The organism is Acinetobacter sp. WC-323 (assembly GCF_000314615.1).
In the GTDB taxonomy this organism is placed as follows: domain Bacteria; phylum Pseudomonadota; class Gammaproteobacteria; order Pseudomonadales; family Moraxellaceae; genus Acinetobacter; species Acinetobacter courvalinii.
Genome location: NZ_AMZS01000066.1, coordinates 21,996 through 45,351 on the forward strand (window position 1 = coordinate 21,996; position 23,356 = coordinate 45,351).

The following is a 23,356-nucleotide window of genomic DNA, read 5'->3' on the forward strand; positions in this document are numbered from 1 at the left end:
TTTTTATTTATAGAATGGCTTTGAGGCGTTTCACTACTTCTTCACACTGGGCTAAATCTGCAACCAGTGCCATACGCACATGACCTTCACCCGGATTGCCTTGTTCCGTCTCACGAGACAGATAACGACCCGGCAATACTTTAATATGTGCTTTTTCCATCAACATCTTGGCAAAAGTTTCATCATTATCCACTTTTAACCAATAATAGAAGCCCGCATCCGGTTTTTGTAATGGCAATACATGACCGAGTTCTGACTGGAACAAATCAAATTTGGCACGGTATTGCTGACGGTTTTCTTCAACGTGCGCTTCATCATTCCATGCTGCGATTGAAGCTAGTTGATTTTGTACCGGCATTGCAGCGCCATGATAGGTGCGGTATTGCAAATAAGGTTTTAATAAAGCCGCATCACCAGCAACAAAACCAGAACGCATGCCCGGTAAATTTGAACGTTTAGAAAGTGAATGGAACACGATACAGTTTTTATAATCGTCACGGCCCATTTCCGCACAAACTTCGAGTAGACCAACCGGAGCCTGATCAAACCAGAGTTCTGAATAACATTCATCTGATGCAATTACAAAATCATATTGATCAGACAGAGCAATCAACTTTTTAAACTGTTCTTTTGACAATACAGTACCCGTTGGGTTGCCGGGAGTGCATACAAACAGTAATGCCGTTTTTTCCCACACTTCCGCAGGAACCGCATCAAAATCACCCAAGTAACCATTGTCTTCGGTACAGTTGATGAAATAAGGTTTTGCACCTGCCAGTAAGGCTGCCCCTTCATAAATCTGATAGAACGGATTTGGCATCACCACATAAGGTGCATCTTCACGCTTAATCAAGGCCTGCACAAAAGAGAAAATACCTTCGCGTGTGCCAGAAACGGGCAGAATATGATCCTCTGCACTGATCTGGTTCAGCTTAAAGCGGTTGCTGAGCCATTGTGCAATACTTTGGCGCAGCTCAGATAAGCCTTTACTGTTTGGGTAGGTCGATAAATGGGCAAAATTATCAATAATTGCCTGCTTTACAAACTCTGGCGCCGGATGTTTCGGTTCACCAATTGACAGGGGAATCAACGGTAAATTGGCAGGTTGTATCTCTTTAAACAGTTGGTTTAACTTTTCAAAAGGATAGGGATGCAATAACGACAAGCTAGAGTTCATTTAAACAGTTACCAAACAATAAAATTTAAGATGGATTACAAATTTGATTTGATGCTTCGTCTAAAGCCGCTTTGAGGGTTTCCACAAAAGTTTTGACTTCTTCATCGCTGAGCAAGACACCATTTTTCTTGGTGACAAAGAAAATATCTTCTGCACGTTCGCCCAAGGTGGCAATTCTGGCCGAATGGATATCCAGACCTTGCAGCATGAACAAGCCACCGATACGTGCCAGCAGGCCGGGTTGATCCAGTGTGGAAATCTCGACCATATGTTGCTGTAAGGTTGGGTTCAGCACGATATCTACGGTATTTTGTACATCAAAGTGACGTAAATGACGTGGGATACGGCGTTGCATGATCCCCGGATACTGGTCGGAATGACTTAAGGCATCGACCAGAGCTGCTTTCACTTTGCGTTCACGTTCTGGGTCAGTCAACAAGGTGCCAAAACGATCCAGTACCAGATAAGTGTCCAGACTGAATGAGGTTGAGGCGGTAATAATACGCGCGTCCTGAACATCCAGATTCATACGGTCTAATACGGCCACCGTTGTGGCAAATAGGTTGGGCTGATCACGAGTATAGATAAAGATCTGCACCGCATCATCTGCTGCATTACGATGTGCACGTAATAACACCAAAGGTTCGGGATTATCGCCGTGTTGCAGAATGGCTTGGGTATGCCATGCAATTTCATTGGCTGATTCTTTGACGAAGTATTCATCGCCCAGCTCTTGCCAGACTTTCTCTACTTCAGCAAGGGAGAAGTCATTGACCAACAGTTCGCTGGCCGCAAATTTGGTGTCTTCAATCAGCATTTGATAGTCGACTGGACGACCCAAGCCCGAACGGATCACATCACGCGCATAGGTATACAGTTGACGCATCAATGAGGCACGCCATGTATTCCAGAGTTTAGGATTCGTGGCATTAATGTCGGCCACCGTCAGGGTATAGAGATAATCGAGATGCTCCATATCCCCGACTTTTTCAGCAAAGTCTTTGACTTCATCCGGATCGGAAATATCTTTTTTCTGAGCCGTCAGTGACATCAACAGGTGATTGTTGATCAGCCATGCCACCAGCTTGCATTCACGTTCGGTAAAACCATGGGTGCGACAGAATTCAATGGCATCGATCGCGCCGAGTTCACTGTGATCACCGCCACGGCCTTTGGCAATATCATGGAAAATCGCAGCCATATATACGATGTCATGGCGGGCAATACGCTGGAACACGGAACTGACCACAGGAAATTCTTTGGCAAATTCAGGTTCTTTGAAACGGCTTAAATTACGGAGTAACAATAAGGTATGCGCATCGACCGTATAAATATGGAACAGATCGTATTGCATCAAGCCGGTGATCTGTCCAAATGCGGGAATGTAATTGCCCAACACACCGTAACGTTTCATTGCCACCATGGTGTTATACAGATGCGGTGAACGGATAATTGACATAAACAAGGCTTGATGTTCTGGATTGTCGCGGAAACGCTGATCAATCCGTTTCGCAGCAAGCACCAGCAGGCGCAAGGTACGGGCACGAATCCCCGTAATTTCAGGTCGATTTGCCAACAGATAGAATAACTCTAAGATGGCAATCGGTTCTTCTGAAAATACTTTATGATGCTGAACCGCAAGTTTGCCGTCGACAATTTTAAAACGCTCATTAATATCAATAATGTGGCGTTCATAATCCGGCAGACGAGGCGTAATCACCGATTCATTGAAATAGGCCAGTAGCATTTCATTCAGGGTTGAGACCTGTTGCGCGGTACGGTAATAGCGCTTCATAAACTGTTCAACGGCAAAATTAACCGGTTGACCTTCTTCACGGACATAGCCAAATTTTGCGGCAATATCGCGCTGGTATTCAAACAAGAGTCGGTTTTCATCGCGTTTGGCTAGACGGTGTAACTGGGTGCGGATTTCCCATAAAAAGCTTTCTGCTTCTTCAAGTACCCCAAGTTCAAACTCGGTAATAAAACCTAAATGCACCAGATCATAAATGCGATTGACACGGAAATGACGTTTGGCAATCCAGCCGATCTGGTTGATATCGCGAATACCACCCGGGGCATTTTTAATATCAGGTTCCAGATTGCTTTCCGTGTTGTTGTGTTGTGCGTAGCGTTTGGCCTGTTCAGCCATTTTGGCATCATAGAAGGTTTGATCCGTCCGTGTCTGTGCCACGATACGACGTGGCCACTTTGCCAGTTGCGGATTGCCTGTGATCAGACGCGCTTCAATCAGCGTGGTCGCAACGGTCAAGTCATTAATCGCCTGTTCAACACAGTTTTGAATGGTCCGAACGCTGATGCCGGGTTTGAAATTACCGACATCCCATAAAGAAGAAATAAAGGTCGAAATGAGTTTTTCTTGTTCTTCACTGATTTCATCCTCAGACAAAATCATGATATCGGTATCTGAATAGGGCAGCATTTCATGACGGCCATAGCCACCCACTGCAAATAGGCCCAATTCAGTCTGGTTTAAACCCGCATGATTCCATAGAAAGATTAGTGCTTCGTCAATCGAGTCGGAACGCGCACCAATCACTTCACGAATGGGTTGCCCATTTTCATAACTCTCCTGTAATTGCTTTTCTACATCCGTTCGCCATTGATTAATGGCTTGAATATCATGATGACTGGTGACGTAGTTCAACAATGGAGATGTATTGATCATGAAAATGGGTCTACTCAATTCAGGTTAAGAGTTAGTGTGTACGCTCACTTGGTCTGCGGCATGTTGGGCCAATTCACGCGCAAGGTCTGTGGTCTCAGCACGTGCAGTAGCAACACCCATACGACGGCGCTTAAAACCTTCCGGTTTTCCAAATAGGCGTAAGTCTGTATCTGGATTAGCTAAAGCAAGATTCAAGCCAGCAAAGCTGAGATTTTTGGCATCCACTCCCGCATAGATCACCGCACTTGCCGCCACACTGTGACGGGCAGTATTCACAGGCAAACCTAAAATGGCACGGGCATGCAGTTCAAATTCGCTTTGGAATTGTGAAGCCAGCGTCACCAAACCGGTGTCATGTGGACGAGGAGAAACTTCACTAAACCAGACTTTATCGCCCTTAATAAATAACTCAACCCCGAAAATACCACAGCCACCTAATGCAACAGTGACCTTATTGGCAATACGCTCGGCTTCTTGTAGCGCAGCAGGCGTCATCGCTTGGGGCTGCCAGCTTTCGACATAATCACCTGCATCTTGACGATGTCCAATCGGATCACAGAAATGCGTTTCAACTTCGCCTGTTTCCGGATTTTTGGCTCGGACAGTGAGTAAGGTAATTTCAAAATCGAAATCAATTTGCGATTCAATAATCACGGTACCCTGATTCACGCGGCCGCCTTGCATGGCATATTCCCAAGCGGCATCCACCTCATCGAAGCTTTTTACACGAGACTGGCCTTTACCAGAAGATGACATCACCGGTTTAACAAAGTTTGGATAACCAATATCGTCACAGGCAGCGCGGAAACTTTCTAAAGTGCTGGCAAAGCGATAAGCCGAAGTCGGGAGGCCAAGCTCTTCAGCAGCTAAACGACGAATCCCTTCACGGTTCATGGTCAGGTTGACCGCTTTGGCCGAAGGAATTACGGTGGCGGTTTTATTTTGTTCAATTTCAAGCAAGACTTCAGTGGCAATCGCTTCAATTTCAGGAACAATCAGGTTTGGTCTGATGTTTTCAATCAGTTGTTTTAATTCGGCTGGATCTGCCATATTCAGGGTATAAGCATAATGAGCGACTTGCATGGCCGGGGCATGATCATAACGATCCGCAGCATGAACCTCGACACCCAGACGTTGTAAAGAAATCACCACTTCTTTACCCAGCTCTCCAGAACCTAACAGTAAAACCTTAAATGCAGAAGATTGAAGTGGAGTTCCAAGAGTGACGCTCATGCGAATAATCCTATCCTGAGTAATTTGTGTTTAAGCATAGCAGAACTTTTTACGGAATTAAGCCCATATATCACAAAAAAACCTGCTTTTTGTCAGACAAAAATAACGGTTAAACAGCCTTTTGATTGATTTAGACATTGACTTGGTAATTTAGTTTTAATTCATCAGCATGCTGCCCACGAATGCCCCAGTTCACTTTTGGTGTTTCAAAAATGGTGATTTCAACGTCGTGGGGAGAGATTCCGCAGTGTTGTTGAATATAAGTAAAAAGTAACCGGATTAAACGTTTTTTTGCTTCATTGCTGCGGCCTTCAAACATGGAGATTTCAATAATCAGGTAATTTTCACTGCGATCTTCTGGATAAATAAAATCACGGGTCGCAAGACTGATAAAACGCTGGAATTTCTTTTCGACCGAGTAATTCAGACTATCTACCAGCGCCTGATGAATGGCATGGGAAAGCTGGTTTCTAAACTGCTCAATGGTGTGCTGTAATGCATAAATTTTAACTTGCGACATGAATGTTTTACTTCCTGATATATTGTTTATTTGACTGTTCACAATATAAAGCAAATAGTTCGCGAGAAAACCATGCCTCTGCATTGAATTAGCCTGCATGCTATGCATGTTAAAATGTCACAATGATTGAGAATTATTCCCAAATTGACTAGCATAATGGCCTTATGTTTCATCGGCGATCTGATATGACGAATCTAAATACGCGTGTAACAGCAATTCTGTTGTGTAGTGCCTTTTTATTGGCAGCTTGTGGTAACTCAGGCGATGAGCCAAAACAGAAGGTAGAGATCAAGCCAGCGCCAAAACTGAATAATGATGCAACCAGCTATGCCAATGCCGCATGGAAACTGATTAATGAAATTGATCCAATTGTTTATAACAAGCAAAAGGCTGAAATTGAAGAGAAGGTCAGAAAGCCATTACGCCAGCTCAGTACCGATTGGCGTATCAATGTCAAAATGACCGATTCGGTGACTGAAGGGAAATATGCGTTGTGCCGTAAGGCATTAACCAGTCTGGATACCTGGGCACGTGATGTTAAAGATAAAGACAATGTATCTGCCCAAAAGCAGGCAGACTATGAGCGTGATAAAGCACAATGTAAAGATGCGATTGATAATCCGGCTTTAGGGAATACCTCTCCAAAGTAGGAGTGAAAAATGTATTTTCGTATCTTATCGGTTTTCTTGATGCTATTTGGTTTACTGGGAATAAATACCAGTTATGCGCAAGTAGAGTTCCATCTTGCCTATCAGCTGCAAATGCCGAAGACCAAGCCTGTACATTTTTCTAATGATAGTTCATTTCAATTTGTTAGTTTGTCTCCCTTTTTTACTGCCAATGAACTAGTCAATGCAAAAGCGATTCTTGTTGATGGAAGCGCAGTTGTTGAAATTGAAATTTCAGCTTCTGCACAGAAAAAGTTTAATCAGTTGGCCAACAAAAATACGCAAAGCCAAGATCAAGGTCTATTTAATCAGTTGATTGGTTTAGGCGTTATGATTGATGAACAGCCAGCAACGGTTATACAAGGAGTTTATAGACCTATTTCAGATCGAAAATTATGGTGTTACCTAGTAGATGATCGCTTGCCCGCCAAGGAGCAATTGCGTCAGGCTAATAATATTGTCAAAAAAATGAAATTGGCCAAAGCTTTACATTGAAATCATCTCATTAGCAATTTATCCCAGCTTGGATTGGTAGCTTTGGATGACAGGATGTTATTTCAATAAAAAAGCGAGATCATTGATCTCGCTTTTTTATGGTTAAAGTCATCAAACAGTTATGAGGTTTTGACTGTTTTTGCGGCTTCCTGTTTGGCTTTGCTTGCTGTGGTGCTGGCTACTTTTTTGCTGTCTGTTGCTGCCTTCATTGTATCATGTTTGGTCGTATCTTTCATTTTCGTCATGTCATGTTTGGCGGTTTGAGTGGTTTTGGCTGCTGCTTTCTTGATTTTTACCACACTTGTTGCAACACATTTACCACCTTTGTGATTTGGTCCTGTACCGCCCTGGAGTTGAGTTCCTTTCGGGCAGGCAAATGCGCTAGCGCTAAGTACGGTAAATAAGCCAGTTGTTAGAATCGTTGCAATTTTTCTCATGATTGTCATCTGCATCGGGTAAGTGATAGTGCTTAGCCTTAATGTAAGCGTTTTGAGGAGAGGAAAGCAGACTGATTTTGTGAAATATTTTAGAGCATGCGTAGCATTTTATAGTGAGAGTTTGTCTTTTAATTTAGGTTTAAGTTTAAAAGCATATTGCAAAAAATGCGGCGCTTATCAATTTAAAATACAAAAGATCAGGTTTACTCTTTTAAATAACCGACTGTGGCCAATTTTCTGAGACCGTCTAAATCGAGTACTGCAATTTTTTTAAAGCCCAACTGAATCACACCTTGCTTTTCAAACTGATTCAGTTCGTGATTGATGGTTTGCCTAGAAACAGTCAGCATATTGGCCAGCTGGTCCTGTGAGATCTGAATGTTGAAGTCCTGAATCGATGAACGGTTACCATAACCTTCCAAAATAAATAACAGCCGCTGCGCCAGACGCTGGCCAATACTTTGGGTTTGAATCGCAATATGTTCTAAAAATACATAGCGTAATTTTTGACTGGTGAGCAGGGCAAAGTAATACCAGTAATAGGGATTTTGTAGCAAGAAATCATGAAGTGGCTGCGCAGGTATTTGTAGTACCACACTTTTCTTCAATGCAATCGCGTCATGCGAGCGGGGTTGCCGGTCAATCAGGGAAATTTCGCCAAACCACATGATCGGTTCAGCAATTGCAGCGATGGCTTCGTTACCATTGACATCGATATAACCCAGACTAATCGAGCCTTCCAGCACACCATAGACCCCATCAAAACGATCTTGTGCGCTAAAAACAGCCGCATTTTTCTCAACAGTGTATTTTTTGCCATGTTCAAGAATAAAATTTTGAAAAGGCTCTGCTAAGTGGCTAAACCATGCGTTTTGTTTTAAATGCTGAATATAAAGCGGCTCTAACACGATTGTTCCTTGTTTAGAAAGATATCCATTTGTCAGCTAAGTGACAACTTGTTCACACTATTTGTTATAGATTAACAGCATAAACGAATGATATGAGGAAAGAAAAATGACAAATCTGGAACGTCTACTCAGCCAGTATGCAGCTTATCATCTGGATCGAAATAATATTGTGACCCATTTTGTGGGTATTCCTTTAATTGTTTTTTCTATTTTGTGTTTAACGGCACGTGCAGGTATCGAAATTTCTGGCTTTTCAATCACATTAGCCATGCTGCTCATCGTAGTCAGTAGTATTTACTATATTTCACTGGATAAGCTGTTTGGTGGCCTGATGTTGATTCTTTTTGTCTTGGCTTATCCCTGGGCCGTAAAAATTGCCGCTTTATCCATGTGGAGCTGGCTAGGGGCCAGTATCAGTATTTTTGTGGTGGGCTGGGTGTTTCAATTCGTGGGGCATTATTTTGAAAAGAAAAAGCCTGCTTTTGTTGATGATGTGATTGGTTTGGCCATTGGACCTTTATTTGTACTGGCTGAATTCGTCTTCTTGCTTGGCTTTCGTAAACCGTTACACCAGCGGATTTTAAAAGAAGCCCACATCAAGCGTGCTGAAATGGATATGAAGCCGCAGACCATATCTTGATGTGCTTAAATCAAATATCCAAAGCCAAGCCAAACAAGCTTGGCTTTTTCATTTATTAGATTTAAGGATTCTAAAAAAGTCATTCAGTTGCTAATCTATATTTATTCAAATGTGGTGGTCAGAATTAAAGAACACATGACAGGAATCTATGAATATTGGTCATTACCTTCCAAATTAAATATTAAATGTCCCGCATGTCAGGCCAGGGCAGATTTTGAATTTGCACGATTGGCAAAGATACATCTGAAAAAAGATGTGGGTTACTTTCAATCTCATTCAGATTTTGAATATGCACGTTTTCAGGACTATTGCGGTAGTTATTGGCATGCTGCATTTTATTATCCGAATCTTTCTAGCAGAATTGAGCAAATTCAAGATATGCCAGAAGGCTATGATTCAACGGCTTGGAACACACGCTATTCGATGCAAAGTCGGGGTGGGGTAATCTGTGAGTCTTGTGGTTACAAACAAAAGCATGAACTGAACTGGCCGAATGATGCCTATTATGTGGTTATGTATAGGCATCAGCCCTTATGGGCATTTCATCGCGAAGCGGCAGTAGAGCTTTATGAGTATTTAAGTGAATCCTTACGGGATCACAAAAATATCGCTATTCTTTCTTTTTATTACATATTCCGACAATCTTTAAGCAAAAAAAAGCGCGTCAATATGTAATTCGACAATTGCAAAAATTATTGAATTAATGGGCTATTAAAATTTTAGTTATTATTGTGCAAATAAAAAAAACCGCCAATAAATTCCTCATTGGCGGTTTTTCTTATCAAAATACTGAATTAAACGTTAAAACGGAAGTGTAATACGTCGCCATCTTGAACGATATAAGTTTTACCTTCCAAACGCCATTTACCCGCTTCTTTGGCACCATTCTCACCGTTAAATTGAATGAAGTCATCGTAGGCAACACATTCAGCACGGATAAAGCCTTTTTCAAAGTCAGTGTGAATCACACCAGCTGCTTGTGGTGCAGTTGCACCAACTTTAACTGTCCAGGCACGAACTTCTTGTACACCCGCAGTGAAGTAAGTTTGTAGACCAAGCAGTTTATAACCAGCACGAATTACTACGTTTAGGCCTGGTTCTTCCATATCCATTGCTTCAAGGAATTCAGCACGATCTTCATCTTCAAGCAATGAAATTTCAGCTTCGATCTGGTTGCAAAGTGGCACAACAATCGCATTTTCTTCAGCAGCGAGCTTTTGTACTGCTTCAAGATGCGGATTGTTTTCAAAACCGTCTTCAGCGACGTTGGCAATATACATGGTTGGTTTAAGGGTCATTAAACCAAAACCACGCACTGCTTTACGCTCATCATCAGAAAGGTCAGCGGCACGTGCCGGTTTACCTTCATCAAGTAAAGGCTGGATTTTTTCTAGCACGGCTTTGGTTGCAAGCGCTTCTTTATCGCCACCTTTTGCCGCTTTAGTTAAGCGTAACAATGCTTTAGCAACGGTATCAAGGTCAGCTAATGCAAGTTCGGTATTGATGGTTGCGATATCATCTAATGGATCAATTTTACCATTTACGTGAATGACGTTCTCATCTTCGAAGCAACGAACCACGTGTGCAATCGCATCTGTTTCACGGATATTGGCAAGGAACTGGTTACCCAAACCTTCACCTTTAGATGCGCCTGCAACCAGACCGGCGATGTCAACGAATTCCATCGTGGTTGGTAAAATACGTTGTGGTTTTACGATCGCAGCAAGTTTGTCCAAACGTGGATCTGGTACGGGTACGATGCCTGTGTTCGGTTCAATGGTACAGAACGGAAAGTTTTCAGCAGCAATCGCTGCCTTTGTTAATGCATTAAATAATGTAGATTTACCTACGTTTGGCAGACCAACAATACCGCAATTAAAACCCATGAAACCACTCACAAATGTGTAATATAAAAAATTGCTGCTGATTTTACATGAAAGCCATGACAAAGTCATGGCTAGAGTGGATGATCCATTCGGGCTTAAACTTTGCGTTTATCCAGTTGTTGGGCAATGTGATCGCCAGTGGCCTGCACCAACATGACCAAAACGATCAGGACCAGAATCACAGCAAGCATCACTTGCATATCAAAACGCTGGTAGCCATAACGATAGGCGATATCGCCTAGACCGCCTGCACCTATTGCACCGGCAATGGCAGAAGAGCTGATCATGGTGACAATAGTCACGGTAAAACCTGCGATAATTCCGGGTAATGCTTCTGGGAGCAGCACGTGCCAAAGAATCTGCTTGCGATTACAGCCCATTGCTTGTGCTGCCTCAATCAGCCCTTGATCGACTTCGCGTAGGCTGACTTCGGCAATACGGGCAAAGAACGGAATCGCGGCGATAGTCAAAGGTACAATTGCGGCGAGCACACCATAACTGGTGCCGACGATCCAGCGGGTAAAAGGAATCAAAGCCACCATTAAAATCAGGAAGGGGACTGATCGAGTGATGTTAATGATCCAGCCTAAGGACTGATTGATTCTCCTGGACGGATAAATGCCAAAATCGGCGGTGCTGACCAGAATCAAGGCAATCGGCAAACCAATCAAAAAGGCGAGAATCGCAGAAACACCAACCATAATCAGGGTATCAGTGGTGCCTGTCAGTAACAGATCAATGAGTTGATTGTACATAACCGATCACCTCAAGTTGTGTTATGGCTGGATGTTTTGCAAATTGGGGGCTGTTCAGATCAAATTCGAGATTGCCAATCCCAATGACTAAGCAACCAATGCTATGCTGCTGAATGGTATCAATCTGACTGTAATACACCTGAACAGGGCTGTTAAATCCATCCAGTAATTCATATAAATCAGGTACCGATTTTGATTCACTGACATACTTCAATTTTAAAATCTGATGGGTAGTCTGAGGCAGAATGGTTGGACTCAGTTCAAAAGGTAAATTCACCTGTTCAAAGTTGAGTAGTTCCTGTGTGATCTGTTGTTGCGGATTGGAAAATACCGACCAGACTTGCCCCGACTCAACGATTTCACCCTGATCAATCACGACCACCTGATCACAAATTTCTTGGATGACCTGCATTTCATGGGTGATCAAAACAATGGTTAAACCAAGGTCTTGGTTAATCTGTTTCAGCAAAGCCAAAATATTGGCGGTACTTTCCGGGTCGAGTGCAGAAGTGGCTTCATCACACAGCAGGATTTCAGGTTGCGACACCAAAGCACGTGCGATACCGACACGTTGTTTCTGTCCTCCCGACAGTTGCGAGGGATAATCATGTCGTTTTGCATCCAAACCTACCAGTGTCAGGACATCACTGACCCGTTGCTCAATCTCAGCCTTGTCATAAGCTGCGATCCGCAATGGTAGAGCCACATTTTCCCACACCGTTTTGGCAGACATTAAATTAAAATGCTGAAAAATCATACCGATTTTCTGCCGGGTCTTGATCAGCTCGGCATGGCTGAGTTCAGCAATATTTTGCTGATGAATCAGGATGCTGCCGGTATCAATTGACTCCAGTCCATTTAGGGTGCGGAGCAGGGAAGATTTACCTGCTCCGCTTTTTCCGATAATCCCGACAATTTGTGCTTTGGGAATATCGAGATGAATGTCTTTTAAGGCATGTAAGCGTTGGCCCTGTACATCATAAAACTTATTTAAACCGCGTATTTTCAGATGTGGAACTGAAAAATCGACTTGTGAACCAAAACTCACCATCATTGTTCTCCTTATTTCCAGCCAGGGAACCACAACGTTGGACCGAAATCGCTATCCAAGGCCGCTTTGACTTTTGGCGAGTTTTGATAAATCTCGACAAATTTCTGTAGCTTGTTGTCTTTGTCCTGATAGTCATCACGCACCACAAATAAAATCGCATAACGCTTATTGGTGTTGTCATCAAACAACAAGGCACTTTCAGGATCAGCCGTTTTGGCTAAACGTAAGTAATGCGGATAGCCAAAAGCGAGATCAACATCATCAATGGCACGTGCAGTTTGCGGTCCTTCAACTTCAGTAAATTTGAGGTTTTTCGGATTTGCGGTAATGTCTTTCAGTGCAGAAAGATGATTATTGCTGTCTTTCAGTTCAATCAGCTTGGCTTGCTGTAAAAGGAGTAGTGCACGCCCTTGATTAACGGGATCATTCGGAATCGCAACAGTGGCACCATTTGGCAGTTCATCAAAGCTTTTATATTTTTTTGAATACAGCCCCACATGCGACGCTGCACCTGCAGCAAAGGATTTTAATTTAAAGCCAGTTTCTTTAATGGCATTATCCAGAAAGGGCTGATGCTGGAAAAAGTTGGCATCAATATCGCCATGACTAAGCGTAATATTAGGCGTGTTCCAATCAGAAAACTCTACTAATTTCACATTGAGATCTTGTTGTTTGGCTTCATCTGCTGCGATTTGAAGCGGATGAGCAAAAGAAGGACTGATTCCAATCACGAGTTCACTATTACTGCTTTGTCTGTGTTTATTCCAGATCAATAAGGCAATAATCGCAACAACAACGACCAGGCCAATACCGAGCCATTTTTTAGAGGCTGTTTGAGCCATATATTTCTCCAATTTTTTCTTTAATGTTAAGCACTCATTTCTTCAATTATTTTTAGGGTATCTGTGTTGTTATGCGGTCTACATCGGAACTGATCGGCAGGATGGCTGGCAGCTAAATGATCGCCTTGGGCAAAAAGCTTATTGCGGAATGAACCTGTGGCATATTCAGTTTTATACCGCCCACGTTGTTGTAACTCTGGAATGACCAGTCGAATGAAATCATGGTGTGATTCAGGTGCAACGTTACGGGTCAGGTTAAAACCATCAATACCGGTCTGGTCAAGCAGATCAATCAGGTATTCTGCAACCTCAGCACCACTCCCTACAATCAGGGGATAACGTCCACCCAGCACATGTTGGGCTTTTAGATCATTTTTGCTGATGCGCTGTTCTTTAAATTTCTCATTGACGGAAGCAATGCTATTGCTCTTTTGATACGGAATCGCTTCATCATCTGCAAACTTGGCAAGATCAATTCCGACTGAGCTGGCATAATGTGCAAGTCCAGCCTCAGGGCTGGCATACTGACGGTATTCAGCCAGTTTTTGCTGGGCAAGTTCATGTGTTTCAGCCACGACCACGGTAATGCCGACAAAGATTTTAATTGCATCTTCATCTCGACCTTGTTGCTGTGCTTGTAGTCGTATTTTATTGACTTGCTGACGAATCTTTTCGGGTTGATCACCGCCAATAAAAATACATTCGGCATGACGTGTGGCAAACTGTAGTCCTTTTGGTGAAGCGCCTGCCTGAAACAGAGTTGGTATGCGCTGTACTGACGGCGCAACCTGAAATACACCTTGGCTTTGGTAATATTGCCCTTGATGATTGATCGAGTGGACTTTATTGGGGTCAGTAAAAACACGCTGTTGTTTATCTTTCTTTAAGGCGTCATTTTCCCAGGAACCTTCCCAATATTGATAGCAAAGCTGTAGAAATTCTTCGGCCTGATCGTAACGTGCATCATGATCTTTTAAGCCTTTTTGCCCAATCAGGCGTTCAGCACTGTCCAGATAGCCAGTGACAATATTCCAGCCGAGACGGCCTTGGGTTAAATGATCGAGACTGGCAAAACGCCGTGCAAATTGATAGGGCTGCTCATAGCTGAGATTGACTGTGACACCAAAACTCAAATTCTTTGTGACCAAAGCCATGGCTGAAATCAGGGTGGAAGGGTCATGGCTTGGCAGTTGGATCGATTCTTTCAGGGTCAGCTCGATGCCATTCTGATAGACATCATAAACACCGGTAATATCGGCAAGGAATAAGCCATCAAACAGACCCTGTTCCAAGGTCTGTGCCAATTCAGTCCAATAATTCAGCTCATTAAAGCGATGTGACTGATCACGCGGATGTGTCCATAGGCCATGATTGATATGACCGACGCAGTTCATATCAAAGGCGTTCAGTAAAATTTTCTTTGCTGTGGTTTGCGTCATTACAATGTCCCCCGACGTGGAGGCAGAATGCCATTCAACACATAATTACCGATGAAGTAATATTTCCAGCGTGCCGCATCATGCAAGGTGTGTACACGCACATTACGCCAGTGACGGTCTAGCCCATCGGCACGTTGACTACCACGACTGCCCGCCAGTTCAATCAGTTTCGATGATGCCTTTAATGCAGTTTCGCTACTATGCGCACGAACTTTGGCAACATCAATTGAGGCTTTGGCTAAGCTTTCTGGATTGAGCTCCTGTTTGGCAGCGTCAACAGATCGAGCTGCCTGTTTGAGGAGTAATTCACTGGCTTTGACATCGGTTGCGACACGACCCAATTCAGATAGGGTTAACGGATCTTGGGTTGCTGATTCAATATTGGCATCAATCCAGGGGCGAGCGACACGCACGCGTTGCAATGTTTCCTCAAAGGCCGCGCGAGCAATCCCGACTTCGATTGCAGCATGCATGATTTGCGCAAATGGGCCGACCAAAGACAATTGCCTAAAGGCGGTATCAAACGGAATCACATCTTCTTTGGCAACGAAGACCTGATTAAACTTGACTGTGCCGCTGCCTGTAGTCCGTTGCCCAAAACCAGACCAATCATCAGTCAGCTCCAAACCTTGACTGTCACGCTGCACAAAAGCCAGAAATTCGCGTCCAGATTCATCCACCACTAAGGTTGGAATACGATGGGCAAACAGGCTACCCGTGCAATAAAACTTTTCCCCTTGAATCAGATAACCATTTTCGCTTGGGATTAGGGTGCTTTGCTTATGTGCAGAGGTACGGGTTTTAAATTCTGCCAGCGCATTACCAAAACGTGCACCTTGTAATACTTCTTGATACAGACGCTGCTTTTGTGCTTCGGTACCGGTATTGCGTAAAACTTCCAATGCATAAAAATGGTTTTGTGGAATTTGACCGATTGAACCATCCGCACCACTAAATAGGGCAATCACTTTGGCAACGGTGTGGCTGGAAACCTCTGCACCGCCATACTGTTTAGGTACGGTAATCGCCCATAAACCTGACTGGCTATAGGCTTCGATTTCGGTAAACGGCAAGTTTCGATTGGCATCGCGTTCAATGGCTGCCTGTCTGAACTGCTGACTGAGTTGTGTGGCAATCTCCAATGCTTCTGCATCGCTTTGAATAATATGTGCCGCTTTTAAATGGGGCTTGGCAAAACCTTGTAATTCTTGGTATGAGGTCATGATTTACTCCTTAAATCCAAGCATGGCGGGCAGGGTGTGTACCATTGAGGTAATAGTCGCCAATCGCATGAAATTTCCAGCGCACAGGATCGTGTAGGGTATGCACACGGGCATTGCGCCAGTGCTGATCAAGATTATGTTGGTTCAGGCTGGCTCGGCTACCACCAAGTTCGAGTAGTTTTTCGGAGATGTGCAGGGCCGCATCATTGGCATAGATTTTCGCCTCCGCGACCAAAATCGAAGCGCGAGCGGCTTGCTCGGCAGAAATCTTTGGGAATTGATCCAGTTTATCCAGATATTCTGCTGCCTCATCCAGCAATAAAATGGCTGCATCAAGCAGGATATTGAGCTTGCCGACCTCTTGCAGGGTGTAATGTTCCTCACTGGCTTTTTCTACGCCTGCATCAATAACCGGACGCGCTTTACGCACGCTGGACAAGGTGTCATCAAAGGCAGCCTCGGCAATGCCAACATCAATCGCGACTTGCAACAGTTGAGAATAGGCACCCCGGACATTTGGAGTATCCGCGATAATGCGTTCATCAAAAAATAGGGCTGGATCAGCGATGACGTTGTGAAGTTTGACTGTTCCACTGGCTGTGGTGCGTTGACCGAAGCCGTTCCAGTCATTAATGACCTCAACGCCCGCCGTATGTCGGTCAATGATCGTCAATACGGTATAACCGTCTGGATGTAAGGCACGGATGGCTAGCCAATCTGCAAAGCTGGTGCCAGTCGAGTAAAATTTTTCCCCGTTTAAAAGATATTGACCATTTTGCAACGTTAATGTGGTTTGAATGGCTTTGGTATCTTTAGCGTTTTTTTCAGGCCCGCCATTTGCAATCCGTTTACCCGCAAGGACTTCAGTATAGATAAACTGCTTTTGGGCATCTGAACCGGTGATATTGATAAAATTGAGTAGCCCAAACTGGTTTTGAGGAATCTGTCCAACATTGGCATCGGCTTTACTTAAAATACGGAACACGTGGGCCAAGGTTTTATTGGAAACAAAAGCGCCACCATATTGCTGTGGTACACGGATTCCACCAAGACCCTTTTGGCTAAACTGGATGATTTGTTCTGTGGGTAGAATACGGTTTTGATCACGTATATTGCGCTCTTCTAAGGCAAAGTCAGCAACTTGATAGGCAGCATTAATGGCCTGCTGATCATTTGAAATCAGTTGTATTTGCGCGTGGATCACTGATTGATTACTGGACATGTGAGCACCTCTAATAGATAAGAGGAACTTTACAAAAGTTTTACTTTTCCACTAAACCATCAGTTGTGGCTTAATTATCATAATAATTATTAAGCATTTTTTATGAGAAAAATAACAGAAAAACAGATATGTAATGTTGATTAAAAACAGCTACTTATCTTTGTTTGGTTTTTTATTGCTCAAAGGGAAGCCGTATTTTCTATGAAAGAAATGAATAATCTCAACAGGAATATTTATAAAGCAAACTCGCCAAAATTAAAAAAGATCGAGCAAAAAGGACATTGTATTCATTGGCTTTTACTTCTAAAGTATGAAAAACCTTATGTTTGATCGAGTAGAAAAATAAATCTGGAGAGTCTATGCGGGTTTTATACCAATTTCCTTTATCTCACTATTGTGAAAAAGCTCGCTGGTTGTTAGATCATAAGGAATTGGACTATGTTGCACATAATTTGATTCCTGGTTTTCATCGCGCCTTTACCTTTCTTAAATCGGGGCAGTATTTACTGCCGATGTTGAAGGATGATAAACACTGGATTGCTGATTCAACCCAAATCGCTTTATATCTTGATACGACCTATCCTGAACATGCATTACTCAGACGTGATGAACAGTTGCGTGAACAGGCCTTGGAGATTGACAAGCTGGCTGATGAGCTGGGTGTACATGTCCGGCGCTGGTCTTTGGCGCATGCCTTATCAGTGGGTGATCATCCACTTGAAATCATGATGGGGGAGCAGGGCTATTTACGACAGTTTGAAAAAATTTCCAAGCCGATCTTAAAAAGTCTGGTGTCAACCAATTATAAGTTAAGTCCTGAAAAAGTAGCGCAATCCAAGTTACGCATGACCGAGCTGATTACCGATCTCAACCAGCGTCTGATTGATAATCAAGGGCGTTATCTGGTGGGTGATCGTCTGGGGCTGGCTGATATTGCAGTCTGTTCAATTCTCGCCCCTTTACTGATGGTTAAAGGCACCCCTTGGGAGCTGGAGAATGATGATGTTGAACAGTTCAGTGGTGAGTTGAAACAATATTATGACGATTTGTCTGATTTACCGATTGGACAATATGTACAGCGTATTTATGCCACGGAGCGTAATGCACGCGTCGATTGGCGTGGGTTATAAGTAAATGATGCTGTAAAAAAGCCCTGATGCAATCATCGGGGCTTTTTTATGAGAAAGAAAATAGAAAAACTGTCGAAAAAGTAAAAAATTATTAGTGAATAAAATTAATTTTTAAAAGAAAATTCGTTTTAAGCTGAAAATAGTAGAAATTATTGCCAAATTTACTTTAAAAAAACTGAAAAGAGGGAAATAATTATAAAACGGCTTTGTTATCTTATGTTTCAGGGTGTGATGGGGATCGAAACGAGTTGTTCAGCTATTGGGAGATCAGTTGAACAGTTGCTCAAAAGGTCTTGTTTCGGCTTTGAGACAAAGATAAACCACAAGTTTATCGGAATCATGTTTGCGTTATCCATGCAGCATTGTCAAAAGTTAAACGAATGTTTTCCCTTGACCCTTAAAAATTACTGGTGGTAAACAGTTCCGAAAAAACCGAGATAACACATGAGGACTGTAAAATGGAATTGGACCGTTTTGATAAACAAATTCTTGAAATTTTGACCCATGAAGATGTCAATCTGAATGAGCTATCAGAACGTATTAACCTTTCGGTTAGTTCAGTGCATAGACGCATTAAAAATCTGATCGAATCCCAGGTCATGGGACAGCTCAAACGAGAAATCAATTTTAATAAACTGGGCTTTAGCCTACATATTCTTTTGCAGGTTTCATTGAGCAAACACGATAGTGAAACTTTTGATAAGTTCTTACAGGAATTGGAAGATATTCCGGAAGTGACCAATGCATTCCTGGTGACCGGGCAGAGCGCTGATTTTATCCTGGAACTGGTGGCCCGCAATATGGATGACTATAGTGAAATCCTGTTACGCCGTATTGGAAAGATCGACAGTGTGGTGGCGCTGCATTCCAGCTTTGTGATTAAGGAATATAATGTCTTTAACTGCTATAAACTTTTAAATAAGTTATAAAAAATGCATCTAAACAGATGCATTTTTGACTCGGCAGAAAGATTTAGGCATCAAGTTGCGCTAAAACCTCTTCAGAGAATTCAACGTTGGTATACACGTTTTGAACATCATCAAGATCTTCAAGCATATCAATCATTTTCATGATTTGTTTAGCTTGATCAATATCGGTGATTTCAGCTTTAGTCGATGGGCTCATCACAACTTCAGCGTTGTCAGATTTTAAACCTGCAGCTGTAAGTGCATCCTGAACGTCACCAAAGCTTTCCGGGCTGGTAATTACCAAGATACTGTCTTCATCAATCTCGATATCGTCAGCACCTGCTTCTAAAGCAACTTCCATGACTTTATCTTCTAAAGACACATCGTCAAAAGAAATTTCGCCACGTTTGGTGAACAGATAAGCCACTGAACCATTGGTACCCAAGTTACCATTGGTTTTTGAGAAACAGTGACGAACGTCTGGAACGGTACGGTTCAGGTTGTCGGTCATGGTTTCAACAATAACGGCCACACCGCCAACACCATAACCTTCATAGGTTACTTCTTTTAAATCATCATTATCTTCGCCGCCAGCACCACGCTGGATCGCACGGTTAATGGTGTCGCGTGTCATATTGACTGAAAGTGCTTTTTCAACAACAGCACGTAAACGTGGGTTGCTTGCAGCATCTGGTCCGCCTAAACGCGCAGCAGTTACGATTTCGCGGATATATTTAGTAAAAACCTTACCGCGACTTGCATCTTGTTTAGCTTTACGATGCTTAATATTGGCCCATTTAGAATGACCCGCCATGGAAGTAACTCCAAAAAAAATTAAAACTCAAAAAAGTGCAGGAATATTAGCATAGCCAAGGTTTTGTTGAAAACTGCCCGAACTGATATTCAAAATTTAAAATCTTGCTTAAGTATCAAAGATTGAACAAATAGACAGGGTCCATTAGCTAATTTTTACATCTATGTCATATTCCGCATATAGCGCCTTGATTTTTTCCAGATCCTGTTGCAGTTCGGTCGGGTAGATTTTCCCCAGGATGCCACCTTGTTTGGTTCGGGCATTGGCATACATCAGAATGATCGGCACATTGGCTGCTTTGGCGATATGCCAGAAACCGGTACGGATCGGTTTACGCGCTTCACCATCTTTAGCACGGGTTGCTTCCGGTGCAATCACCAGATTAAAACGATCATTCTGGTTAAATAGCTCCACCATTTGCGTGACAATATCTTTACTGGCTTTGCGATCTACAGGAATGCCACCTAAACGTTGTAAAATTGGTTTTAATGGACCTTTAAATAATTCTTTTTTGATAAGCGTATGAATTTTAATCTCTAAAATATCAAACAAAGCCAGAGAGAGGATGGTATCGAGATTAGAGGTATGCTCAAAACCGATAATGACTTGTTTATTCTCTAAGATTGCTGGATCAACATTATATGTCCAACCTGTTGCTTTAAAAATAGATTTTCCTAAAAACTTTTTCATATCCATGATCATTGGCTGTGCGTGGTCGCAGTTTAATACGAGTTTTGAGGAAAATACATATCCGAAAACACCAGATAACAGTAATTTGGATGGCTTTAAAATGATCAAAACCGTGCAATATTTACTTTACTCATTATAGGCAGATCAGATAGAATCAGCGCAGTTTATGATTTTTAACACTTTTTTAGGTGGTTTGATAAAATCATGTGCTTGTAATTGAAGTTAAATTTGACTAAGATCAAGCAGCATTCATCATATCAATATGATTGAAATTTATAGGGCCTATAGCTCAGTTGGTTAGAGCAGCGGACTCATAATCCGTTGGTCCACAGTTCAAGTCTGTGTGGGCCCACCATATATATCAAGCACTTACATGTATTTATTGTAAGTGCTTTTTTAATAATAAAATCTATGTAATCACTATGTAATCATTAATTAATAAATTTATTACAACAGAGACGAGGAAGAAATGAAACAAGCATTATTAAAAGCTAAAAATTATTTTGAGGAGCAGCTTAAGGAGGCTTCTTTTGATATAACCATACCTGACTCTAATATTAAAATTCAGCAGGTTATAAATGAAATCGTAGATTCTTTAGAAGGGGAGTCTAAAGAATTATCGAATAAGCTTCAAGATTCCTTCGATGAATTTTTGGTGATACTCGACAATGCAGATGTTCAAACAAATAATACATCAGATATGGATGAAGAGGATGAAGAGTATTCAGATCAAATTTTGATGGGTGCATTTCCTATTCCAAAACATCCACGAGATATCCAAGATAAAGCTCAAGAGGTTTTAGATTTAATTGAAATAATTATAAAAGGGGCATCTAAGCCCCAATAAGATTTCGGATATCCGTTAACCGCCATCTTGCACCATTTTTTGTTAGTACAGGTTTAAGATCACCTTTTCCTGTACTCGCCCAAACGCGAAGTGTATTTGGCTTATAACCAAGGATAGTTGCAGCGTCTATTGAATTCACTAAGCTTGCTCCTGATTCAATTAATTGCTGCAATTTTTCTTCTGGTTTTAATTGGATTTTTTGCATCTTCACCCCTCCGCATCCGCTTTTACTTCTTCAACTTCATCCCACTTCACGTAGGCATAATCGGCATCACATCCGATTATGCCTTCATGATTACACTTAGGGCACTTAACTTTATCGTCAGTAAATAGCATGCATCCAATGCCGCGCTCAGTAGTTACCTCAGCATAATCACCGAAGCCGCATTTTGGGCATGAGTCTAACCATGTAATTTTCAATGTTTTCATCCTGCAGCCCTCTTTTGAAGGAAGCGTTTATTGCGCTTTGCCAATGTGCCCCGATTCAGGCTGATTAATTCAGCTGCACGGGTCATATTGCCATTGGTAATAACCAGGGCTTTTTGGGCAATGATATCTTCCAGATGTTCAATTAAATTTTTGGTTTTGCCTTCTTTAATTGCCTGTTCAATATCATCTTCACGAAGCACTGATGTGTGCTGAGAAAACAGGAGGTTTTAACTTGGTAAACTATAGACACTCATCAGGAGTTTACCATGAGCAAGAAACAGAAGACTTACACCGCAGAATTTAAAGTTGAAGCAATAAAATTGATTGAAGCCAATCAAGGCAATGTATCGGAAACAGCCAGACAACTTGGCATTTCAATGCAAACTCTTTCAAATTGGAATAATAAAGCAAAGACTGGCACCTTAGCAGGCACTAAACAATATTCACCTGATCTAAATGCCTTACTCGAAGAAAATAAAAAGCTCAAACAACAGCTCAAAACAGCTGAAATGGAACGTGAATTTCTAAAAAAGGCAGCAGCGTACTTTGCGAAAGAAAGTCAGTAAGGTACGCCTATATGAAACAGCAAAGATATTTATTCCCGATTAGCTTTATGGCTAGATTACTTCACGTTTCAGTGTCACGATTTTATGATTGGCTAAAACGAGGCATGAATAAAAGATTGGTTCAGCGAAATCAACAGACAATTTTGGTCAAAATAGCTCATGAGGAAACTAAACAAAGCTATGGCTATATTCGATTAACTAAGCATTTACAAGCGCAAGGTATCAAAATCAGTACGTATGCTGTACGTCAAATAAAAAAGCTCAACCAGCTGTATTGTAAGCGTCATAAGCGTTTCAAAAGAACTACGAAGAGTGATCATAATCGAGCGATCTACGCAAATTTACTAGAGCAACAGTTTTCAATGACTAAGCCCAATCTTGCATGGTCAAGCGATATTACATACATTTGGACTGCTGAAGGTTGGTTATACTTGGCAGCAGTAAAAGACCTGTACACGAAACAAGTGGTTGGCTATAGCTTAAATGAGCGTATGACCGCACAACTTGTTTGCAATGCACTGACTATGGCGATTCGTAATCAAAAACCAACGAAAGGCTTAATTATTCATTCGGACAGAGGCAGCCAATATTGCAGCCATGAATATCGAAAGATACTGGAAAAATGTGATTTTCAAGGTTCAATGAGCAAACGTGGGGACTGTTACGATAATGCACCGATTGAAAGTTTCTGGGGCATACTCAAGAATGAATTAGTGCATCATTGCAACTATAAAACCAGAGATGAAGCTAAAGCAGATATTACAGAATACATTGTGTTATTTTATAA

25 protein-coding genes, 1 tRNA gene and 1 pseudogene are annotated in these 23,356 nt (G+C 42.2%); 9 read left to right on the forward strand and 18 right to left on the reverse strand.

All coding sequences use genetic code 11. The annotated features are described in order from the left end of the window. Positions 1-7: 7 nt before the first annotated feature. The 4 genes from dapC to ACINWC323_RS02345 all read right to left on the reverse strand — a co-directional run bounded on the left by dapC (position 8) and on the right by ACINWC323_RS02345 (position 5,619). The gene (gene dapC / locus ACINWC323_RS02360; protein ID WP_009515251.1) at positions 8-1,177 is read right to left on the reverse strand and encodes a succinyldiaminopimelate transaminase; all 1,170 of its coding nucleotides are present in this window, start codon (positions 1,175-1,177) and stop codon (positions 8-10) included. Between the two features lie 25 nt (positions 1,178-1,202). Then, positions 1,203-3,866 (reverse strand): [protein-PII] uridylyltransferase, encoded by a 2,664-nt coding sequence (glnD, locus tag ACINWC323_RS02355; protein ID WP_009515248.1) that lies wholly within the window; start codon positions 3,864-3,866, stop codon positions 1,203-1,205. A 24-nt stretch (positions 3,867-3,890) separates the two neighbouring features. Next, entirely contained in the window at positions 3,891-5,108 is a 1,218-nt protein-coding gene (purT, locus tag ACINWC323_RS02350) for a formate-dependent phosphoribosylglycinamide formyltransferase (protein ID WP_171062227.1), read from the reverse strand. A gap of 121 nt (positions 5,109-5,229) precedes the next feature. Beyond that, entirely contained in the window at positions 5,230-5,619 is a 390-nt protein-coding gene (locus ACINWC323_RS02345) for a tautomerase family protein (protein ID WP_009515288.1), read from the reverse strand. Between the two features lie 185 nt (positions 5,620-5,804). On the opposite strand from ACINWC323_RS02345, the gene ACINWC323_RS02340 reads away from it, so the two are divergent. After that, positions 5,805-6,269: a hypothetical protein gene (locus ACINWC323_RS02340; protein WP_009515271.1), complete on the forward strand. Its 465-nt coding sequence runs from the start codon at positions 5,805-5,807 to the stop codon at positions 6,267-6,269. Positions 6,270-6,278: 9 nt separating this feature from the next. Further along, positions 6,279-6,782, forward strand: coding sequence for a hypothetical protein (locus tag ACINWC323_RS02335; protein ID WP_009515257.1), 504 nt, complete (start codon positions 6,279-6,281; stop codon positions 6,780-6,782). Positions 6,783-6,901: 119 nt separating this feature from the next. Here ACINWC323_RS02335 and ACINWC323_RS02330 read toward each other — a convergent pair whose 3' ends face one another. Both ACINWC323_RS02330 and ACINWC323_RS02325 read right to left on the reverse strand, forming a co-directional pair. Then, on the reverse strand, positions 6,902-7,219 hold the full coding sequence (locus ACINWC323_RS02330; RefSeq protein WP_009515292.1) for a hypothetical protein: 318 nt from the start codon (positions 7,217-7,219) through the stop codon (positions 6,902-6,904). A 203-nt stretch (positions 7,220-7,422) separates the two neighbouring features. After that, positions 7,423-8,127, reverse strand: coding sequence for a Crp/Fnr family transcriptional regulator (locus tag ACINWC323_RS02325; protein ID WP_009515300.1), 705 nt, complete (start codon positions 8,125-8,127; stop codon positions 7,423-7,425). Between the two features lie 106 nt (positions 8,128-8,233). Between ACINWC323_RS02325 and ACINWC323_RS02320 the strand changes: the two genes are divergently transcribed. Together ACINWC323_RS02320 and ACINWC323_RS0119350 are read left to right on the forward strand one after the other, a co-directional pair. After that, positions 8,234-8,767 (forward strand): Mpo1 family 2-hydroxy fatty acid dioxygenase, encoded by a 534-nt coding sequence (locus tag ACINWC323_RS02320; protein ID WP_009515282.1) that lies wholly within the window; start codon positions 8,234-8,236, stop codon positions 8,765-8,767. Positions 8,768-8,902: 135 nt separating this feature from the next. Continuing rightward, positions 8,903-9,471, forward strand: a pseudogene (locus ACINWC323_RS0119350) (hypothetical protein). A 90-nt stretch (positions 9,472-9,561) separates the two neighbouring features. On the opposite strand, the gene ychF reads toward ACINWC323_RS0119350, so the two are convergent. From ychF to ACINWC323_RS02285, 7 genes are all read right to left on the reverse strand, one after another. After that, positions 9,562-10,653, reverse strand: coding sequence for a redox-regulated ATPase YchF (gene ychF / locus ACINWC323_RS02315; protein ID WP_009515284.1), 1,092 nt, complete (start codon positions 10,651-10,653; stop codon positions 9,562-9,564). A 95-nt stretch (positions 10,654-10,748) separates the two neighbouring features. Next, positions 10,749-11,408, reverse strand: a complete 660-nt coding sequence (locus tag ACINWC323_RS02310; protein ID WP_009515246.1) for a methionine ABC transporter permease — start codon at positions 11,406-11,408, stop codon at positions 10,749-10,751. Further along, positions 11,389-12,459, reverse strand: a complete 1,071-nt coding sequence (locus ACINWC323_RS02305; RefSeq protein ID WP_009515261.1) for a methionine ABC transporter ATP-binding protein — start codon at positions 12,457-12,459, stop codon at positions 11,389-11,391. Before ACINWC323_RS02305 ends, ACINWC323_RS02310 begins: the two co-directional genes overlap by 20 nt. A gap of 11 nt (positions 12,460-12,470) precedes the next feature. Then, positions 12,471-13,301 carry a MetQ/NlpA family ABC transporter substrate-binding protein gene (locus ACINWC323_RS02300; RefSeq protein ID WP_009515293.1) on the reverse strand — a complete coding sequence of 277 codons (831 nt, stop codon included), beginning with the start codon at positions 13,299-13,301 and terminating at the stop codon, positions 12,471-12,473. Positions 13,302-13,327: 26 nt separating this feature from the next. After that, the gene (locus tag ACINWC323_RS02295) at positions 13,328-14,740 is read right to left on the reverse strand and encodes an LLM class flavin-dependent oxidoreductase (protein ID WP_009515302.1); all 1,413 of its coding nucleotides are present in this window, start codon (positions 14,738-14,740) and stop codon (positions 13,328-13,330) included. Beyond that, positions 14,740-15,963: an SfnB family sulfur acquisition oxidoreductase gene (locus ACINWC323_RS02290; RefSeq protein WP_009515255.1), complete on the reverse strand. Its 1,224-nt coding sequence runs from the start codon at positions 15,961-15,963 to the stop codon at positions 14,740-14,742. The genes ACINWC323_RS02295 and ACINWC323_RS02290 overlap by 1 nt, the downstream gene beginning before the upstream one ends. Before the next feature lie 10 nt (positions 15,964-15,973). Continuing rightward, positions 15,974-17,185, reverse strand: a complete 1,212-nt coding sequence (locus ACINWC323_RS02285) for an SfnB family sulfur acquisition oxidoreductase (RefSeq protein ID WP_009515259.1) — start codon at positions 17,183-17,185, stop codon at positions 15,974-15,976. A gap of 359 nt (positions 17,186-17,544) precedes the next feature. Here ACINWC323_RS02285 and ACINWC323_RS02280 point away from each other — a divergent pair, with 359 nt between their 5' ends. Together ACINWC323_RS02280 and ACINWC323_RS02275 are read left to right on the forward strand one after the other, a co-directional pair. Next, positions 17,545-18,315, forward strand: a complete 771-nt coding sequence (locus ACINWC323_RS02280; protein ID WP_009515249.1) for a glutathione S-transferase family protein — start codon at positions 17,545-17,547, stop codon at positions 18,313-18,315. A 458-nt stretch (positions 18,316-18,773) separates the two neighbouring features. After that, positions 18,774-19,244: an Lrp/AsnC family transcriptional regulator gene (locus ACINWC323_RS02275; protein ID WP_004771770.1), complete on the forward strand. Its 471-nt coding sequence runs from the start codon at positions 18,774-18,776 to the stop codon at positions 19,242-19,244. A 43-nt stretch (positions 19,245-19,287) separates the two neighbouring features. Here ACINWC323_RS02275 and ACINWC323_RS02270 read toward each other — a convergent pair whose 3' ends face one another. Then, entirely contained in the window at positions 19,288-20,037 is a 750-nt protein-coding gene (locus ACINWC323_RS02270; protein WP_005285173.1) for a YebC/PmpR family DNA-binding transcriptional regulator, read from the reverse strand. Between the two features lie 144 nt (positions 20,038-20,181). Further along, complete coding sequence (locus ACINWC323_RS02265) at positions 20,182-20,727, reverse strand: 1-acyl-sn-glycerol-3-phosphate acyltransferase (RefSeq protein WP_009515291.1); 546 nt, start codon at positions 20,725-20,727, stop codon at positions 20,182-20,184. Positions 20,728-21,005: 278 nt separating this feature from the next. On the opposite strand from ACINWC323_RS02265, the gene ACINWC323_RS02260 reads away from it, so the two are divergent. Further along, positions 21,006-21,082, forward strand: a tRNA-Ile gene (locus tag ACINWC323_RS02260). Between the two features lie 114 nt (positions 21,083-21,196). Then, the gene (locus ACINWC323_RS02255; RefSeq protein WP_009515250.1) at positions 21,197-21,574 is read left to right on the forward strand and encodes a hypothetical protein; all 378 of its coding nucleotides are present in this window, start codon (positions 21,197-21,199) and stop codon (positions 21,572-21,574) included. Here the strand turns inward: ACINWC323_RS02255 and ACINWC323_RS02250 are convergent. From ACINWC323_RS02250 to ACINWC323_RS20105, 3 genes are read right to left on the reverse strand one after another with little or no spacing between them, the layout of a single operon-like run. Then, entirely contained in the window at positions 21,561-21,779 is a 219-nt protein-coding gene (locus ACINWC323_RS02250) for a hypothetical protein (RefSeq protein ID WP_009515247.1), read from the reverse strand. The two genes, ACINWC323_RS02255 and ACINWC323_RS02250, sit on opposite strands and share 14 nt — an antisense overlap. A 2-nt stretch (positions 21,780-21,781) precedes the next feature. Continuing rightward, entirely contained in the window at positions 21,782-22,003 is a 222-nt protein-coding gene (locus ACINWC323_RS0119355) for a hypothetical protein (RefSeq protein WP_032881725.1), read from the reverse strand. After that, positions 22,000-22,203, reverse strand: a complete 204-nt coding sequence (locus ACINWC323_RS20105) for a helix-turn-helix domain-containing protein (RefSeq protein ID WP_009515295.1) — start codon at positions 22,201-22,203, stop codon at positions 22,000-22,002. The genes ACINWC323_RS0119355 and ACINWC323_RS20105 overlap by 4 nt, the downstream gene beginning before the upstream one ends. 66 nt (positions 22,204-22,269) lie before the next feature. Between ACINWC323_RS20105 and ACINWC323_RS02235 the strand changes: the two genes are divergently transcribed. After that, positions 22,270-23,356 (forward strand): IS3-like element ISAba21 family transposase gene (locus tag ACINWC323_RS02235; RefSeq protein ID WP_155758117.1). Its coding sequence is split into 2 segments (ribosomal slippage), with 1,088 coding nucleotides annotated over them: positions 22,270-22,528 and positions 22,528-23,356; the frame shifts between segments, so codons are not numbered across the junction. This gene is flagged as partial in the annotation.

Bases quoted from the DNA above. Each gene is read 5' to 3' on its own strand.
- ychF (WP_009515284.1), bottom strand. From the start codon at position 10,653: ATGGGTTTTAATTGCGGTATTGTTGGTCTGCCAAACGTAGGTAAATCT.
- ACINWC323_RS02270 (WP_005285173.1), bottom strand. From the start codon at position 20,037: ATGGCGGGTCATTCTAAATGGGCCAATATTAAGCATCGTAAAGCTAAA.
- ACINWC323_RS02340 (WP_009515271.1), top strand. From the start codon at position 5,805: ATGACGAATCTAAATACGCGTGTAACAGCAATTCTGTTGTGTAGTGCC.
- ACINWC323_RS02265 (WP_009515291.1), bottom strand. From the start codon at position 20,727: ATGAAAAAGTTTTTAGGAAAATCTATTTTTAAAGCAACAGGTTGGACA.
- ACINWC323_RS02285 (WP_009515259.1), bottom strand. From the start codon at position 17,185: ATGTCCAGTAATCAATCAGTGATCCACGCGCAAATACAACTGATTTCA.
- ACINWC323_RS02300 (WP_009515293.1), bottom strand. From the start codon at position 13,301: ATGGCTCAAACAGCCTCTAAAAAATGGCTCGGTATTGGCCTGGTCGTT.
- ACINWC323_RS02320 (WP_009515282.1), top strand. From the start codon at position 8,234: ATGACAAATCTGGAACGTCTACTCAGCCAGTATGCAGCTTATCATCTG.
- ACINWC323_RS02310 (WP_009515246.1), bottom strand. From the start codon at position 11,408: ATGTACAATCAACTCATTGATCTGTTACTGACAGGCACCACTGATACC.
- dapC (WP_009515251.1), bottom strand. From the start codon at position 1,177: ATGAACTCTAGCTTGTCGTTATTGCATCCCTATCCTTTTGAAAAGTTA.
- ACINWC323_RS02250 (WP_009515247.1), bottom strand. From the start codon at position 21,779: ATGCAAAAAATCCAATTAAAACCAGAAGAAAAATTGCAGCAATTAATT.
- ACINWC323_RS02290 (WP_009515255.1), bottom strand. From the start codon at position 15,963: ATGACCTCATACCAAGAATTACAAGGTTTTGCCAAGCCCCATTTAAAA.
- ACINWC323_RS0119355 (WP_032881725.1), bottom strand. From the start codon at position 22,003: ATGAAAACATTGAAAATTACATGGTTAGACTCATGCCCAAAATGCGGC.
- glnD (WP_009515248.1), bottom strand. From the start codon at position 3,866: ATGATCAATACATCTCCATTGTTGAACTACGTCACCAGTCATCATGAT.
- ACINWC323_RS02330 (WP_009515292.1), bottom strand. From the start codon at position 7,219: ATGAGAAAAATTGCAACGATTCTAACAACTGGCTTATTTACCGTACTT.
- ACINWC323_RS02305 (WP_009515261.1), bottom strand. From the start codon at position 12,459: ATGGTGAGTTTTGGTTCACAAGTCGATTTTTCAGTTCCACATCTGAAA.
- ACINWC323_RS02280 (WP_009515249.1), top strand. From the start codon at position 17,545: ATGCGGGTTTTATACCAATTTCCTTTATCTCACTATTGTGAAAAAGCT.
- ACINWC323_RS02345 (WP_009515288.1), bottom strand. From the start codon at position 5,619: ATGTCGCAAGTTAAAATTTATGCATTACAGCACACCATTGAGCAGTTT.
- ACINWC323_RS02295 (WP_009515302.1), bottom strand. From the start codon at position 14,740: ATGACGCAAACCACAGCAAAGAAAATTTTACTGAACGCCTTTGATATG.
- ACINWC323_RS02255 (WP_009515250.1), top strand. From the start codon at position 21,197: ATGAAACAAGCATTATTAAAAGCTAAAAATTATTTTGAGGAGCAGCTT.
- ACINWC323_RS02275 (WP_004771770.1), top strand. From the start codon at position 18,774: ATGGAATTGGACCGTTTTGATAAACAAATTCTTGAAATTTTGACCCAT.
- ACINWC323_RS02335 (WP_009515257.1), top strand. From the start codon at position 6,279: ATGTATTTTCGTATCTTATCGGTTTTCTTGATGCTATTTGGTTTACTG.